The 15169-nt window shown below is 69.8% G+C and carries 13 protein-coding genes and 1 pseudogene; 6 read left to right on the top strand and 8 right to left on the bottom strand.

Annotated elements, in window-relative coordinates; all coding sequences use genetic code 11:
- Positions 1–36: 36 nt before the first annotated feature.
- Positions 37–1371, bottom strand: a complete 1335-nt coding sequence (locus tag ACZ5PO_RS19465; RefSeq protein ID WP_464196441.1) for a TAXI family TRAP transporter solute-binding subunit — start codon at positions 1369–1371, stop codon at positions 37–39.
- 229 nt (positions 1372–1600) lie between these two features.
- On the opposite strand from ACZ5PO_RS19465, the gene rpmI reads away from it, so the two are divergent.
- From rpmI to ACZ5PO_RS19440, 5 genes and pseudogenes are all read left to right on the top strand, one after another.
- Entirely contained in the window at positions 1601–1801 is a 201-nt protein-coding gene (gene rpmI, locus ACZ5PO_RS19460) for a 50S ribosomal protein L35 (RefSeq protein ID WP_464196439.1), read from the top strand.
- Between the two features lie 35 nt (positions 1802–1836).
- Positions 1837–2205: a 50S ribosomal protein L20 gene (gene rplT, locus ACZ5PO_RS19455; RefSeq protein ID WP_464196437.1), complete on the top strand. Its 369-nt coding sequence runs from the start codon at positions 1837–1839 to the stop codon at positions 2203–2205.
- 297 nt (positions 2206–2502) lie between these two features.
- A complete protein-coding gene (pheS, locus tag ACZ5PO_RS19450; protein ID WP_464196435.1) occupies positions 2503–3585 on the top strand; it encodes a phenylalanine--tRNA ligase subunit alpha in 1083 nt (360 codons plus the stop codon).
- A gap of 16 nt (positions 3586–3601) precedes the next feature.
- Positions 3602–6021 (top strand): annotated as a pseudogene (pheT, locus tag ACZ5PO_RS19445) (phenylalanine--tRNA ligase subunit beta).
- An 86-nt stretch (positions 6022–6107) separates the two neighbouring features.
- On the top strand, positions 6108–6491 hold the full coding sequence (locus tag ACZ5PO_RS19440) for a hypothetical protein (protein WP_464196433.1): 384 nt from the start codon (positions 6108–6110) through the stop codon (positions 6489–6491).
- A 59-nt stretch (positions 6492–6550) separates the two neighbouring features.
- Here the strand turns inward: ACZ5PO_RS19440 and ACZ5PO_RS19435 are convergent, their stop codons facing one another.
- On the bottom strand, positions 6551–7339 hold the full coding sequence (locus tag ACZ5PO_RS19435; protein ID WP_464196431.1) for a HesA/MoeB/ThiF family protein: 789 nt from the start codon (positions 7337–7339) through the stop codon (positions 6551–6553).
- Between the two features lie 139 nt (positions 7340–7478).
- Between ACZ5PO_RS19435 and ACZ5PO_RS19430 the strand changes: the two genes are divergently transcribed.
- Positions 7479–8537 (top strand): BMP family lipoprotein, encoded by a 1059-nt coding sequence (locus ACZ5PO_RS19430; protein ID WP_464196429.1) that lies wholly within the window; start codon positions 7479–7481, stop codon positions 8535–8537.
- Positions 8538–8615: 78 nt separating this feature from the next.
- On the opposite strand, the gene ACZ5PO_RS19425 is transcribed toward ACZ5PO_RS19430, so the two are convergent.
- The 6 genes from ACZ5PO_RS19425 to ACZ5PO_RS19400 form a co-directional block, all read right to left on the bottom strand.
- Positions 8616–9476, bottom strand: a complete 861-nt coding sequence (locus ACZ5PO_RS19425; RefSeq protein ID WP_464196427.1) for a C40 family peptidase — start codon at positions 9474–9476, stop codon at positions 8616–8618.
- Entirely contained in the window at positions 9473–9820 is a 348-nt protein-coding gene (locus tag ACZ5PO_RS19420) for a MarR family transcriptional regulator (protein WP_464196425.1), read from the bottom strand. Before ACZ5PO_RS19420 ends, ACZ5PO_RS19425 begins: the two co-directional genes overlap by 4 nt.
- Positions 9821–10107: 287 nt before the next feature.
- Positions 10108–11493 (bottom strand): leucyl aminopeptidase family protein, encoded by a 1386-nt coding sequence (locus ACZ5PO_RS19415; RefSeq protein ID WP_464196423.1) that lies wholly within the window; start codon positions 11491–11493, stop codon positions 10108–10110.
- A gap of 168 nt (positions 11494–11661) precedes the next feature.
- Entirely contained in the window at positions 11662–11853 is a 192-nt protein-coding gene (locus ACZ5PO_RS19410) for a Flp family type IVb pilin (protein WP_464196421.1), read from the bottom strand.
- A 158-nt stretch (positions 11854–12011) separates the two neighbouring features.
- Positions 12012–13511, bottom strand: coding sequence for a phosphomannomutase/phosphoglucomutase (locus ACZ5PO_RS19405; protein ID WP_464196419.1), 1500 nt, complete (start codon positions 13509–13511; stop codon positions 12012–12014).
- Between the two features lie 6 nt (positions 13512–13517).
- On the bottom strand, positions 13518–15149 hold the full coding sequence (locus tag ACZ5PO_RS19400; RefSeq protein WP_464196417.1) for an ABC transporter ATP-binding protein: 1632 nt from the start codon (positions 15147–15149) through the stop codon (positions 13518–13520).
- Positions 15150–15169 lie beyond the last annotated feature (20 nt).

Raw genomic sequence — 15169 nt, 5'->3', positions numbered from 1 at the left:
GAACTGCAGCCATGGCGCCGAAGGGGCCAGCGATCGTCATGGCTCCGCAGGCGGCGACGACGCTGCGGCCTGCTCCTTGGCCCGCTCCACCAGCGATGCACGCTTCGTCGCCAACGACGTGCGCAGATCGGTCAGGGCGAGACCGAAGGCGGCGATGTCCTCGCCCCTGAGCTCGCCGTCGGCGGCCTTCTTGAAGGCAAGCCGGGCGCGCTCGCTGGCCTCCTCGTCGATCGCCCTCAGGTCGGCCAGCGAGGTCGCCTGCGGCACCTTGGCCGCGACGTCCTGAATGTCGAAGAGCGCGGCGAGCGTGCGTCGGCGCCGGCGGCTGGCCAGGCTGCCCATGCTCAGCGCGATGGCGGACGCGATGCCGCTGGCGAGCGATGCGCCAAGATAGAGGTAATCGCTGTAGCGCTCGACGAAGCTGGTGTCGTCGCCGTCGAGATAGGCCTTGACGCCGGCATGGAGCACCAGGCTGTTGTCGGCATCCGGATCCGGCGGCGCGATGTTCGCCGCCGTCGAATGGCTTGCCGCCAGGCTCGACTTCATGGCCAGCAACTGGCGAACGAAGGCCGCGACGGTGCCCTCGTCGAGCGCGTCGGTGGCAAACATTCTGACGGCGTAGCTGATCGTGCTGACGTCGGCGGGCGGTTGCAACGGCTTGCCGCTGAAGGCGCCCTCCGCCACCTTGGTCGAGCTGAGGCCGTCCTGCAGCGCGGCAACCGCGTCGGCATCGGCGACGCCGACGAAAACGACCCGGTCGTGCAGAAGCGCGTCGATGGCGTGAACCGTCCTGGTCACGGCGCGCGCCCCTGGCACGCCCATGAGGATCACGGCCTCGATGCGGCCGTCCTTGAAGGCGCCCGGCACCTCGGTCAGCGTCAGGTCGACGCGCGTGACCTGCCGGTCCGAGAGCCCGTAGTAGGACAGCAGGGTGTTGAACACGTCGCCGGTGCCGGGGACATCCGAGGACACCCCGACGCGGTGGCCGGCGAAATCGGGGATCTTGGCGATGCCGGACGCCTTCGAGGCGACGATCACCGCCGCATCGTTGCGCAGGATCAGCACCACGCGGGCGCTCGCCGGCACGGCCACGTCGGAGCGGGCGATGGCGAGGTCGACCTTGCCGCCGTCGAGCGCGGCGAGCGGCTGGCCCGGGTTGTCCTGGAGCGCGAGCTTGAGGCGGAACGGCGCCCGGCGGGCCTCGAGCTGGGCGGCGGCAGCCTCGAACACCGCGCGGTCGATCGCATCGCCGGCGAGCAGGCCCAGGGTGAGCATGGTCGGTCGGCGCAGCACATAGGCCGTCCCGGCAAGGATGGCCACGACCGCAAGGCCCACGCCGACTGCCGCGACCGCTATCCTCCAGTGCCTCATCGCGCGTCTCCGAGCCCGATCGGACTACCTAGCCCCATGGCGCCGCCGGATAAAGCGGCCTCTCTGGTCCGCCCTCCAAGGGCTTGTCGCCCAAGGCCGTTTCTGCCATAAGCGCGGCTTCGTTCGAACCGCCCGGCTCAAAGGGCTGCCGTGGCCGTTCGTCTCGCTCATGAAAATCATGGGTTCGGGAGCGGTTTTGCCGCTCCCTCTCGTATTTGAGGAGAGCCAAATGCCCAAACTCAAGACCAAGTCGGGCGCCAAAAAGCGCTTCAAGATCACCGGAACCGGGAAGGTGCTGTCGGCCCAGGCCGGCAAGCGCCACGGCATGATCAAGCGGACCAACAAGCAGATCCGCAACCAGCGCGGCACGACCGTGCTGTTCGATGGCGACGCGAAGAACATCAAGAAGTTCTTCCTGCCCAACGGTTGATCGTCCCCCTTCCCCGACATTCCAGGAGATAGACTATGGCCCGCGTCAAGCGCGGCGTGACCAGCCACGCCAAGCACAAGAAGGTCCTGAAAGCCGCCAAGGGCTTCTACGGCCGCCGTAAGAACACGATCCGCACGGCCAAGGCCGCCGTCGATCGCTCGATGCAATACGCCTATCGCGACCGCAAGAACCGCAAGCGCACCTTCCGTGCGCTGTGGATCCAGCGTCTCAACGCTGCGGTGCGCGAGCACGGGCTGACCTACAGCCGATTTATCGACGGGCTCGCCAAGGCGGGCATCGAGATCGACCGCAAGGTGCTCTCGGACATCGCCATTCGCGAGCCGGCGGCCTTCAAGGCCATCGTCGACCAGGCTAAGTCCGCCCTGCCCGCCCAGGCAGCCTGAAGCGCCTCAGCGCGTCCCGATCGGGTGATATCGCCCGATCGGGGACGGGCGCCCTAAATCCAAAGCGCCTTTCGGTCCGATCGGGCGAGCACGCCCGATCGGATCGCTCCCGGCCTTCGCCGGGTATCGACTGGAGCCGGCGTGGCGCGCGACCGGCCGCCGCGGCGTCTCGGCCGCGCACGACGGCGCGACGCCGTTGCCCGCCGGCGCCGACGCGCGTATCCGCACCGGCGGAGCCTTCCGGCCGCGCCGCCGGCTGGTGCTCCCGCGATGTCAACCGGAGCCTTCGAGGCACTCATGACCGATATGTCCGTCCTTGAAAGCGGTCTCCTCGCCGAGATCGAGGGCGCAGCAGACGAGGCCGCGCTCGAGAGCGTCCGCGTGGCGGCCCTCGGCAAGAAAGGCAGCGTCTCCGAGCTGCTGAAGACGCTCGGGGCCATGACGCCGGACGAGCGTAAGGCTCGGGGACCGCTGATCAACGGCCTGCGTGACCGGGTCCAGACCGCGCTCGGCGCACGCAAGGACGCTCTGGCCGCGGCGGCGCTCGCCGCACGGCTCGCCTCCGAGCGCCTCGACGTGACGCTGCCCGTGCAGGAAGCGCCGCAGACGCGCGGGCGCGTCCACCCGATCAGCCAGGTGGTCGACGAGCTCACCACCATCTTCGCCGACATGGGCTTCTCGGTCGCCGAAGGGCCGGACATCGAAACCGACTTCTACAACTTCACGGCGCTCAACTTCCCGATCGGCCATCCGGCCCGGGAAATGCACGACACCTTCTTCCTGCCCGCCGACGCAGCCGGCGAGCGCAAGGTGCTGCGCACCCACACGTCGCCGGTGCAGATCCGCACCATGCTGAGCGCGCCGCCGCCGATCCGCATCATCTGCCCGGGACGGACCTACCGCACCGATTCCGACCAGACCCACACGCCGATGTTCCACCAGGTCGAGGGCCTGGTCATCGACAAGTCCTCCCATCTCGGCCACCTGAAGTGGGTGCTGGAAGAATTCTGCAAGGCCTTCTTCGAGGTCGACAGCGTCAAGATGCGGTTCCGCCCGTCCTTCTTCCCGTTCACGGAGCCGTCGGCGGAAGTCGACATCCAGTGCTCGCGCAAGGGCGGCGAGATCCGCTTCGGGGAAGGCGACGACTGGCTCGAGATCCTGGGCTGCGGCATGGTGCACCCGAACGTGCTGCGCAATTGCGGGATCGATCCCGACGAGTATCAGGGCTTCGCCTGGGGCATGGGCATCGACCGCATCGCCATGCTCAAGTACGGCATGCCGGACCTGCGCCCGTTCTTCGACGCGGACGTACGCTGGCTGGAGCACTACGGCTTCCGCCCCCTCGACCTGCCGACGCTCGCCGGCGGACTGACGTCGTGATCAAGGCTGGAACACGATGAAATTCACCCTTTCCTGGCTCAAGGACCACCTCGACACGACGGCGTCGGTCGAGACCATCGCCGAGACGCTGACGCGCATCGGCCTCGAGGTCGAGGGCATCCGCGATCCGGCGGCCGAGCTCGCCGCCTATCGCATCGCTCGCGTCATCTCGGCCGAGCAGCACCCCAACGCCGACCGGCTGCGTGTCTGCATGGTCGACGACGGCTCCGGCACGCCGATCCAGGTGGTGTGCGGCGCCCCCAACGCGCGCACCGGGATGACGTCCGTCTTCGCGCCCCCCGGGACCTACATTCCGGCCAAGGACCTGACCCTCGCGGTCGGCACCATCCGCGGCGTGGAGAGCCGCGGCATGCTGTGCTCGGCCTTCGAGCTCGGCCTGTCGGACGACCATGACGGCATCATCGACCTGCCCGATGACGCGCCCGTCGGCCAGCCCTACGCCGGCTGGGCGGGGCTCGACGATCCGATGATCGAGATCGCCGTGACGCCCAACCGCGCCGACGCGCTGGGCGTCGCCGGCCTCGCCCGCGACCTCGCCGCAGCCGGCCTCGGCACGGTGAAGACGGCAGCGATCGCGCCCGTGCCGGGCCAGGGGCCCTGCCCCGTCGGCGTGACGATTCCCGCGGGAGACGACCGCCACCTGTGCCCGGCCTTCGCGCTCCGCCTCGTGCGCGGTGTGCGCAACGGGCCCTCTCCCGAGTGGCTGCAGCGCCGTCTGTCGGACATCGGCCTCAGGCCGATCAACGCCCTGGTCGACATCACCAACTACCTGACCTTCGATCGGGACCGGCCGCTGCATGTGTTCGACGCCGCCAAGGTGGCGGGCAACCTCACCATCCGCCGCGCGCGGGACGGCGAGGAACTGCTGGCCCTGGACGGCCGCACCTACCGGCTCGACCCGGGGGCCGTCGTGATCGCCGACGACAACGGCGTGGAATCGCTCGCCGGCGTGATGGGCGGGGAGCATTCGGGCGTATCCGACGCCACGACGGACGTGCTCATCGAAGCGGCGCTCTGGGACCCGCTCAACATTGCCCAGACCGGGCGGCGGCTAGGGATTTCGACCGACGCGCGCTACCGCTTCGAGCGCGGTGTCGACCCGGCGATGACGCTGCCGGGGCTCGAGCTCGCCACCCGCCTCGTCCTCGATCTCTGCGGCGGCACGGCGAGTGACACCGTGCTCGCCGGCGACGTGACGCAGCCGGAGCGCGAGATCGTCTTCCCCTGGAGCGAGGTGGAGCGGCTCACCGGCCTGTCGGTGCCCAGGGACGACATGGAGAGGATTCTCGTCTCCCTCGGCTTCGCCGTACGCGGCGAGGGGACAAGCGCCGTCGTGGTGCCGCCCACCTGGCGGGCCGACGTGGAAGGCAAGGCCGATCTCGTGGAGGAGATCGTCCGTATCGCCGGCATCGACCGGGTGCCGTCGACGCCACTGCCGCGGCTGAGCGCCGGCGTGCCCAAGCCCGTGCTGACGCTGCTGCAGCGGCGCACGCGTGCCGCCAAGCGGGTACTGGCCGCACGTGGCCTGGTGGAGGCCGTCACCTACTCCTTCATCCCGCAGGAGGATGCCGAGCAGTTCGGCGGCGGGGCCCCCGCCCTGAGGCTCGTCAACCCGATTGCCGCCGACATGTCCGACATGCGCCCGAGCCTTCTGCCCGGGCTGCTGAAGGCTGCCCAGCGCAATGCGGACCGCGGCTTCGCCGATACGGCGCTCTTCGAGGTCGGCCAGGTCTTCGCGTCCGATCAGCCGGACGGACAGAGCATCAGCGCGACGGCGGTTCGGCGTGGCACCGCACGCCCGGCCGGAACGGGGCGTCACTGGGACGGCGGCGGCGAGCCGGTCTCGATCTTCGACGCCAAGGCGGACGCCTTCGCCGTGCTCACCGCGCTCGGCGTGTCCACCACGGGGTGCAGATCGTGCCCGGCGGCCCGGCATGGTATCACCCGGGTCGCTCCGCCACACTGCAGTTCGGCCCCAAGACCGTCATCGGCGCCTTCGGCGAGCTGCACCCCACGACGCTCAGGACGCTCGGCGTCAAGGGCCCGGTCGTCGCCTGCGAGGTCGTGCTCGACCTGCTGCCGGCGCCCAAGGCCAGACCGACCAAGGTCAAGCCCAGGCTTGTTCTCTCCGACCTCCAGCCGGTCACCCGCGACTTCGCCTTCGTCGTCGACAGCAAGGTGGCAGCCGGCGACATCCTGCGGGCGGTCTCCGGCGCCGACCGCAGCCTGGTGGCGGAGACGGCCGTCTTCGACGTCTACGAGGGGCCTCATGTCGGCGACGGCAAGACGTCGATCGCCGTCAGCGTCCGGCTGCAGCCGACCGAGCGGACGCTGACCGACGCCGATATCGAGGCCGTTTCGGCCAAGATCGTCGAAGCCGTGGCGAAAAGGACCGGCGCCACGTTGCGGACATAAGGTTGGAGCTTGTGTCTGCGGCAGCATGCCGACGGCCCGACGCGCGCCCGATCCGCGGGCGGCGTTCGCGCAGGAGACCACACACCGTGAAAGCCGCGCTCGTCGTTGTCCTCCTGGTCGCACCTGCCACCGCTTGGGCGCAGGCGCCGCTGAGGACGATCGACGATTGCGAGCGCTTCGCGGAGCCTCTCGCCTACAATGCCTGCCTCGCCAAGTTCGGCCCCGAACGGGGAGCCGGCCCGCAAACCACGACCGAAACATCGGACGACAGGGACGAGGGCCGCGGCAAGGATCGCAAGGGTTACTCCGGTGGCGGCGGAGGCGCGAGCCAGGAAGCCAAGGCCAGGCCCGGGCGGGTCACGCGCACCCGCGGCGGCCGGGTGTCCGCGTCCTTCGACGTCTCATCCTACTTTTCGGGCGGCTCGAGCCACCGGCACTACAGCAAGCGCTCCTATCGCCGCCGTCACTAGAGCATGTCTGTGCCGTCGGACGACCTCGTCCCACGGCGAAGTGCTTCAGGCCGGCGTCCTCATCCCACCGCAACGGACGCGGCCGCCCCGGACAGCGGATTGTCCGGATCCCAGGCATAGCGCAGCGTCTCGAAGCGCATGGACCGGGCGTCGACCATCAGCAGGCGCCCGACCAGCCCCTCGCCGAAGCCCACGATCTCGCGCACCACCTCGATCGCCATCAACGATCCCATCACTCCCGCAAGCGCGCCGAGCACGCCGGCCTCGGCGCAGGTGGGGATAGACCCGGCCGGCGGCGGAGCCGGGAACAGGCAGCGATAGGTCGGGTTGGGCTCACCCTCGGTGGTGCGCTCGTGGGCGCGGATCGTGGTGACGGTGCCGTCGAACACGCCGAGCGCCGCGGTGACCAGCGGCCTGGCCTCGTAGAAGCAGGCATCCGATACGGCGTAGCGCGTCGCAAAATTGTCGGAGCCGTCGGCGACGACGTCGAAGCCGCGGACCAGGCCGCGGGCATTGTCCGCGTCGAGCCGCGCATGGATGGCCTCCACGTGCACATGGGGGTTGAGGCGACGCAGCGCCTCGACGGTCACGTCGACCTTCAACCGGCCCACGTCCTCGGTGGCGAACAGCACCTGCCGCTGCAGGTTCGACAGCGATACATGGTCGTCGTCGATCAGGCCGATATGCCCGACGCCGGCGGCGGCCAGATACTGCGCGAGCGGCGCTCCCAGACCGCCGGCCCCGACGACGAGCACACGCGCGTTCTTCAGGCGCGTCTGGCCCGGGCCGCCGATGTCGTGCAGCACGAGGTGGCGCGCGTAGCGTTCGACCTCTTCTTCATCGAGCATGGGATCCGCCTTTCTCTCGCCCAGGGCGCTTGCGCCCACGCGGCGACCGTCGTCCGCTGGCGATTCCGTCCCAAGTCGGGGTATGCAACTTTGCCAGTCGCTCCGCCAACATCCGAGAGCCTCCAGATAAGGTCCATGGATGCATCACGCCAAGACGTCATCGGTCCGTAACCCAGCCCCGCGCAGACGCCGGCCGGGAGCCGTCCGCCTGCTGCAAGCCAGTTGCGCGCTTTGGATCGGGGCGGTTCTGCCCGGCTCCGTCCTTGCCCAACAGCTCAACCCGGCACTGGTGCTGGACGAGAGCGACCCGATCGCGGCCGGGCTTGCTGCGTCGGCCCGCGCCGGTGCCACGCGCTTCCAGACGGATGGGGGCGCCGCCGTCGATATCCAGACCGCGACGGCCGCCCAATCGGAGCAGGCGCTCCGCCGCGCGGCCGATCAAGGCCGGTTCCCCATCATCGCGGTCGGCCGCGGCCAGGCCGGAGCGGTCGACAAGGTGGCCAAGGCCTACCCCAACCTGCGCTTCACCATCGTCGACGGCGTCGTCGGCCTGGCCAATGTACGCTCCGTCGTCTTCCGGCGCGAGGAGAGCGCCTATCTCGCGGGCTTCCTCAGCGCCCGGGTGTCCACCGCCGGCCGGCTCGGCTTCATCGGCGGCATCGACGACGGGGAGACCAGACAGGTGCTGTGCGGCTTCGCCCAGGGCGCGCGCGCGGCCAAGCCGCACGTCGAGCTGCTGCAGAACATGATCGGCGCGACGAGCGATGCCGCGGCGAACCCGGCCGTCGGTGCCGACCTGGCGCGCGGCCAGCTGAATCGGGGCGCCGACGTGGTGATGGAGGCAGCGCGGCTGAGCGGCATCGGCGTCCTGCGGGCGGTCGCGGATGGCGGGCGCCTCGCCGTCGCCTCGGAGATCGACCAGAACGCCCTCTATCCCGGGACCATGCTGGCGTCGGCGGTCAAGCGCGTCGACACCGCCGTGGTGATGACGCTGACGGCCGGCCGCGACGGGACGTGGCAGCCCGGTGTGGTCACGCTGGGCCTCAAGGAAGGCGGCGTCGGCCTCGTGCTCAATCCGGCGCTGCTGCCGCCGCTCGCAGCCGACGTCACGCAGGCGCTCGATCAGCGGCGCGCCGCGATCGCCGACGGCAGCCTCGTGGTGCACGATTTCGCCGCCGACCAGAAATGCGACATGTGAGGCGCGGCGATCGTGCGCGACCGCGGCCACGGCGCGCGCCGACGCGGGCTGCGGCCTGCGCCGTTGCGGCCGCTCCCGTCAGGCCATCGCCTTCAGGTGCGTGATACCGCCGCCGCCCGACGCCTCGATGCGGCGAGCCGCGTCCCGGAGCGGTTCGCTCTCGACCATCATGTGGAAGGCGTTGGCGTGGATCAGCCGCTCTGCGTCGAGCATCATGCCGACGTGTCCCTTCCAGAACACCAGGTCGCCCCGTGCCAGGCCGGCGAGGTCGCCGGTGACCTCCAGAGGGCGGCCCAGCGACGCGGCCTGCAGGTCGCTGTCGCGCGGGCAGGTGCGGCCGGCGCTGCTCAGGCAAAGCTGCACGAGGGCAGAACAATCCAGGCCCGATGAGGTGCGGCCGCCCCACAGATAAGGCACGCCGCGCAAATGCTCGGCCAGGTGCGCATAATCGGCCACGACGGCGTCGAGCGGCCGCAGATGAGCGGCAAAGACAAAGCCGCCCTCCGCGCGCACATAGCCGCCGGAGGGCGCTGGATCGGCAGCATGAATCCGTGCGCCGAGCGGCAACGCCCCGAGGGGCGGCTTCTTCATGTCCGGCTCGGGATAGATGAAGGTGCGGGGCGCCCCGACCGCGTGCGTCGGTGCGGCGCCGCGGGCCGTCAGATCGTCGGCCGGAATGTAGCCCACGTAGCCGTCGGACAGGAGCTGGCCCCAGGCCCAGCCCTCGTCGTCGATGTCGAACACGTCGACGTCCTCGCCGCGGAGCGCCTCGGTATCCAACGCCGCGTCGCGGCGCGGTGCGCGGCGGATCGGGGCGCTGTAGGAGGCGACCCGCATGGGGCGCGCCTCGACAAAGCGCTCGGCCTCGACGAGGCCGCGCAGCCGCGCAGCCGCCAGGTCTGGCCGGGCCGGCAACAGCCGGCGATCGATGGTGCTCATCGGGTCTCTTTCGCCTTGGCCACCACCAGGTCGGCCAGGTGCTCGACGGCCAGCGCGCCCTTGACCGTTCGCTGGACGATGACGTTGCGGCGGTCGACCTCGTCACGGCGGCGGGACAGCAATTGCAGCTTGCCCATGGTGTCGAGGGCTCGCGTCACCACCGGCTTGGTGACGCCCAGCTTGCTCGCCAGCCCCCTCACCGTGTGCGGGGGCGTATCGAGATAGATGGTGAGCAGGATCGTCATCTGCCGGGCAGATAGATCATACTCTCCACCCCTGACGAGGCTGAGCATAACGTCATGCCAAAGGGTCAGCGCCTCGCGAGGCCTGAGTTCGATGCTCATACGACAACCGACGGGGACATTCGGATATCGCCCTGGACAACCGACAGTGGCATGCGGCCATTGTCAACTTGCAGGCATGCGCCCGCAAGTGCAGGCGCGCAGCACCTCACGATTTTGTTCAGACGGCGGATGAATCGATCCTAGAGCGCTTCCCGATCGGGGGGACTCGCCCAATCGCAAGAGAAGCACTCCAGATTCAAAAGGCTATGAGCATTTCTCCGCCATTGGATGATCGCCATCCAATGGCGAAATGCTGCCCCACTAGACTTTCTGTGCGTACCCCTACCCTACCGGGCATAGCGCTCGCGCAGCAACGCGTAGATAAGCCGGGCGCCCTGCGCCTCGCCGCCTTCCGGGCGACCGGGCCTGGAGGACGGTGACCACCCGTAGATATCCAGGTGCGCGTAGGACTTGGCGTTGTCCACGAAGCGGCCGAGGAACAGCGCCGCGGTCACCGAGCCGGCGAATGGGCCGCTGGAGACGTGGTTCACGTCGGCGATCTTGCTGTCGAGCATTTTCTCGTAAGGCGGCCACAGCGGCATGCGCCAGACCGGATCGTTGACCCGCTCCCCAAGCCGCACGAGGTCCGCCGCCAGGGCGTCGTCGCGGCTGTAGAGCGGCGGCAGATCGGGCCCAAGCGCCGTCCGCGCCGCGCCGGTCAGGGTGGCGAAATCCACCAGAAGCTCGGGCGCCTCCTCGTCGGCCAGGGCCAGCGCGTCGGCCAGGATCAGCCGTCCCTCGGCATCCGTGTTGCCGATCTCGACGGTCAGGCCCTTGCGGCTGGGCAGCACGTCGCCCGGCCGGAAGGCCGATCCGGAGATGGCGTTCTCGACCGCCGGGATGAGCACGCGCAGCCTCACGCGCAGCGCCGCGCTCATGATCATGTCGGCGGCGGCGAGAGCGGCGGCCGCGCCGCCCATGTCCTTCTTCATCAGGAGCATGGCCGCGCTCGGCTTGATGTCGAGGCCGCCGGTGTCGAAGCTCACGCCCTTGCCCACGAGCGTGACCTTGGGCGCATGCACGGGGCCCCAGGCCATGTCGATCAGCCGCGGCGCGGTCGCCGACGCCCGGCCCACCGCGTGGATCATCGGAAAGTTCGCCTCGAGCAGCCCTTCGCCGACGATGCACCCGAAGCTCGCGCCGTGGCGCTCGGCCAGGAGGCGAACGGTGCGCTCGAGGGCGTCGGGACCGAGGTCATTAGCCGGCGTATTGATCAGATCGCGAGCCATGACGACGGCGTCCACCTGGCGCCCGATCTCGGCGATATCGACACCCGGTGGCGCGATGAGATTGACTGCGCTGCCCTTGGGCTTGCGATAGCGGTCGAAGCTGTAGCCGCCGAGGACGAAGGCGAGCACGGCCAGCTCGACGGGCTCCGGGGCGTTGGCGAAGGTGTAGGTCCCAGCCGGCAGCAGTCCCGGGAGCGCCCCGGCGAGGAACGGGTCGGCGCGCCCGGCGTCGGGCTTGTCCAGGCCGAAGAGGACAGCGCCGAGGCCGCCGTCGGCCGCGGGCAGCACCAGAGCCTTGCCGGGCTGCGGCTTGAAGCCCTGCGCCGCCGCGAAGGCGCGCGCCAGCGCGGGGAGCCCGGCGGCGACGTCCGGCCAGTTCGCCTCGCTGACGAAGTGAATGGGAATGGCGGGTTGGCCGCTGTGGGCCAGGAGGGACGGGAGCACGAGTCGCGATCCTCACACGCAGGGGAAGGTCGTTGCCCGATACCACGCCGACAAAGTGACCGCGATGCGACCTGGCAGCCGGGAGTACGGCGCGCCTTCAGGCCGCCGTCCGGGTCGAACCGGCTGGGGCCAGCGCGTGGGTCGGGAAGCGGAGCGCGCGGGTATCGATCAGCCGCGGCGAGCAGCCGCGTATTCGGGGGTGCCGGGCTCGTTCAGCACGCCGGTCAGGCCGCTTCTCAGCGTGCCGAGGGCCGTCACGATGGCCACGGCGATCAAAGCGGCGATGAGCATCTGCTCGATCGCCGAGGCGCTGAAGCGCTGGCCGTTGGACGGGGAGCGTCCTCCACGCAGCATCGCCATGTCGCTCGCCTCTCCTCTCGGCTTGTCGCCGCCGTCGATGGAGCGACCCTAGGGCTGGCGCCGTTGCCCGCGCCTTAAGGAGTGAGCTTAACGAATGCTGTGCGTGGGCTCCGTGGCCGACATGGTTAACGAAGCGAGAATGTGAGGCGCCGGCCGGATCAGAGCGTCTGGTTGTAGGGCCCGACCTCGGGGTTCTCGCGGAGGATGGCGTCGACGGCGTGGAACATCTGGTGCAGGCGCGCCTCGGACACCGGGCTTTCCACCACCACCACCAGCTCGGGCTTGTTGGACGAGGCCCGCACCAGCCCCCAGGTGCCGTCGTCGGTCACCACCCGCACCCCGTTCACCGTCACCAGGTCGCGGATGGCGTGGCCGCCCACCGGCGTGCCCGCCGCCTTCAGCGCCGCAAAGCGCGCGATCACCCGCTCCACCACCGCGTACTTCTCCTCGTCGGCGCAATGCGGCGACATGGTCGGCGAGCCCCAGGTCCGCGGCAGCGCCGCATAGAGCTCCGCCAGCGACCGGCCCGGGTTGCGGTCGAGCATGTCGCAGATGGCCAGCGCCGTGACGAAGCCGTCATCGTAGCCGCGCCCCACCGGCGCATTGAAGAAGAAGTGCCCCGACTTCTCGAACCCCGCCAGCGCCCCGAGCTCCGCCACCCGCCGCTTGATGTAGCTGTGCCCGGTCTTCCAGTAGTCCGTCTCGACACCGTTCGCCTTCAACACCGGGTCGGTGGCGAACAGCCCGGTCGACTTGACGTCGACGACGAAGCGGGCGCCCGGGTGGCGGGCGCTGAGGTCGCGCGCCAGCATCACCCCGATCTTGTCGGCGAAGATCTCGTGGCCGTCGTTGTCGACCACGCCGCAGCGGTCGCCGTCGCCGTCGAAGCCCAGCGCCACGTCGGCCCCGCTCTCCCGCACCTTGGCCGCCATGGCATGGAGCATCTCCATGTCCTCGGGGTTGGGGTTGTAGCGGGGGAAGGTGAAATCGAGCTCGGTGTCGAGCGGGATCACCTCGCAGCCGATGCGCTCCAGGATCTGCTGGGCAAAGGCGCCGGCGGTGCCGTTGCCGCAGGCGGCGACCACCCGCAGCTTGCGGGTGAGCCGCGGCCGGTCGGTCAGCTCGGCGATGTAGCGGGCGGGAAAGTCGGCGATGAACGCGTAGGCGCCGCCCGGCGCGGTCCGGCCCGCGCCGGAGAGCACGATCTCCTTGAGCCGGCCCATCTCCTCGGGCCCGAAGGTGACCGGGCGGTGAGCCCCCATCTTGACCCCGGTCCAGCCGTTGTCGTTGTGGGAGGCGGTGACCATGGCCACCGCCGCGGTGTCGAGGGCGAACTGGCCGAAATAGGCCATCGGCGTGGTCGCCAGGCCGATGTCGCGCACGGTCACGCCGGCGGCCATCAGGCCGGTGACCAGGGCATACTTGATCGCCGCCGAATAGCTGCGGAAATCGTGGCCGACGACGATCTCGGGCTTGACCCCGAGCTCGGCCAGCAGCGTGCCCAGGCCCAGCCCCAGCGCCTGCACGCCCATCAGGTTGATCTCGCGCTCGAACAGCCAGCGCGCGTCGTACTCGCGGAACCCCGTCGGCTTCACCAGCGGCCGCGTCTCATACGCATAGCTGTTGCGCGACAGCGCGGGCTCGGGCTGGGGAAGCATGGTTTGCTACTCTCGCACCGCCGCAGCGGCTTGGGTGGTATCCAGATTGAAGGCGGCGGCGAAGAGCGCCCGCGTGTAGTCCGTCTTCGGCCGGGCGAAGATCTCGTCGGCCGGCCCCGCTTCGACCACCTCGCCGTTCTGCATGACGATGATGGAGTTCGCCAACGCCCGCACGACCTTGAGATCGTGGCTGATGAACATGTAGGTGAGCTGCTTGCGCGCCTGCAGGTCGCGCAGCAGGTCGACGATCTGCGCCTGCACGGACATGTCGAGGGCCGAGGTCGGCTCGTCCAGCACGACGAAAGCCGGATCGAGCGCCATGGCCCTGGCGATGGCGATGCGCTGGCGTTGGCCGCCGGAAAACTCGTGCGGGTAGCGGTCCATGGCCGCCGGGTCGAGGCCGACGTCGACCAGGGCCTGGGCGACGATCTCACGCCGCTCGCCGTAGGTGAGGCTCCTCGCCTGCACGATGAGCCCCTCCTCGACGATGTCGGCGACCGACAGCCGCGGCGACAGCGAGCCGTACGGGTCCTGAAACACTACCTGCATGTTGCGCCGCAACGGTCGCACCTCGGCGGAGCTCAGGCCGTCGAGGCGGCGCCCGAGCACCACGATCCGGCCTTCCGACTTGATCAGCCGCAGCAGCGCCAGCCCGAGCGTCGTCTTGCCCGAACCGGATTCGCCGACCACGCCGAGGGTCTCCCCCTGGCGCAGGCTGAGGCTGATGCCGTCCACCGCCTTGACGACGGCCACGGTGCGGCGCAGCAGCCCGCGCTTGATCGGGAACCAGACCTTGATCGGGCCGGCCTCGACGACGACGGGCGCGTCGGCCGGCACCGGCCGCGGCCGGCCCTTGGGCTCGGCCGCGAGCAGCTTCTGCGTATAGGGGTGCTGCGGCGCGCGGAACACGTCCGCGACGGCGCCCCGCTCGACGATCTTGCCGTTGGTCATCACGCAGACCGTGTCGGCGATCTTGCGGACGATGCCGAGGTCGTGGGTGATGAACAGCATCGCCATGCCGAGCCGGCTCTTCAGCTCCGCCAGCAGCTTGAGGATCTGCGCCTGGACCGTGACGTCCAGGGCGGTGGTGGGCTCGTCGGCGATGAACAGGTCCGGCTCGTTGGCCAGCGCCATGGCGATCATCACGCGCTGGCGCTGGCCGCCGGAGAGCTGGTGCGGCAGGGCGCCGAGGCGATCGCTGGCGTTGCGAATGCCGACCATGTCGAGCAGCTCGAGAATCCGGGCGCGCACGGCGCTGCCGCGCAGGCCCTTGTGCAGCTCCAGGATCTCGCCGATCTGCCGCTCGACCGTATGCAGGGGATTGAGCGAGGTCATCGGCTCCTGGAACACCATGGTGATGTCGTTGCCGCGGATGCCACGCAGCTCCTCCTCGGAGGCCGCGAGCAGATCCCTGTCCTTGAACAGGATGCGGCCGCTGGGATGGCTCGCCGCCGGATAGGGCAGGAGCTTCAGCACCGAGAGCGCCGAGACCGATTTGCCGGAGCCGGACTCGCCGACCAGCGCCAGGGTCTCGCCCTTGGCGACGTCGAAGGAGACGCGGTCGACGGCGAGCACGTCCTTGCCGTCCTGGCGGAAGGCCACCGAGAGATCCTGGACGGAGAGGAAGGGTCGGGTCATCCCGGCGTCGTGTTCCATGA

The organism is Chelatococcus sp. KU-N122 (assembly GCF_055391085.1).
This window is presented reverse-complemented; position numbering and strand designations above follow the sequence as displayed.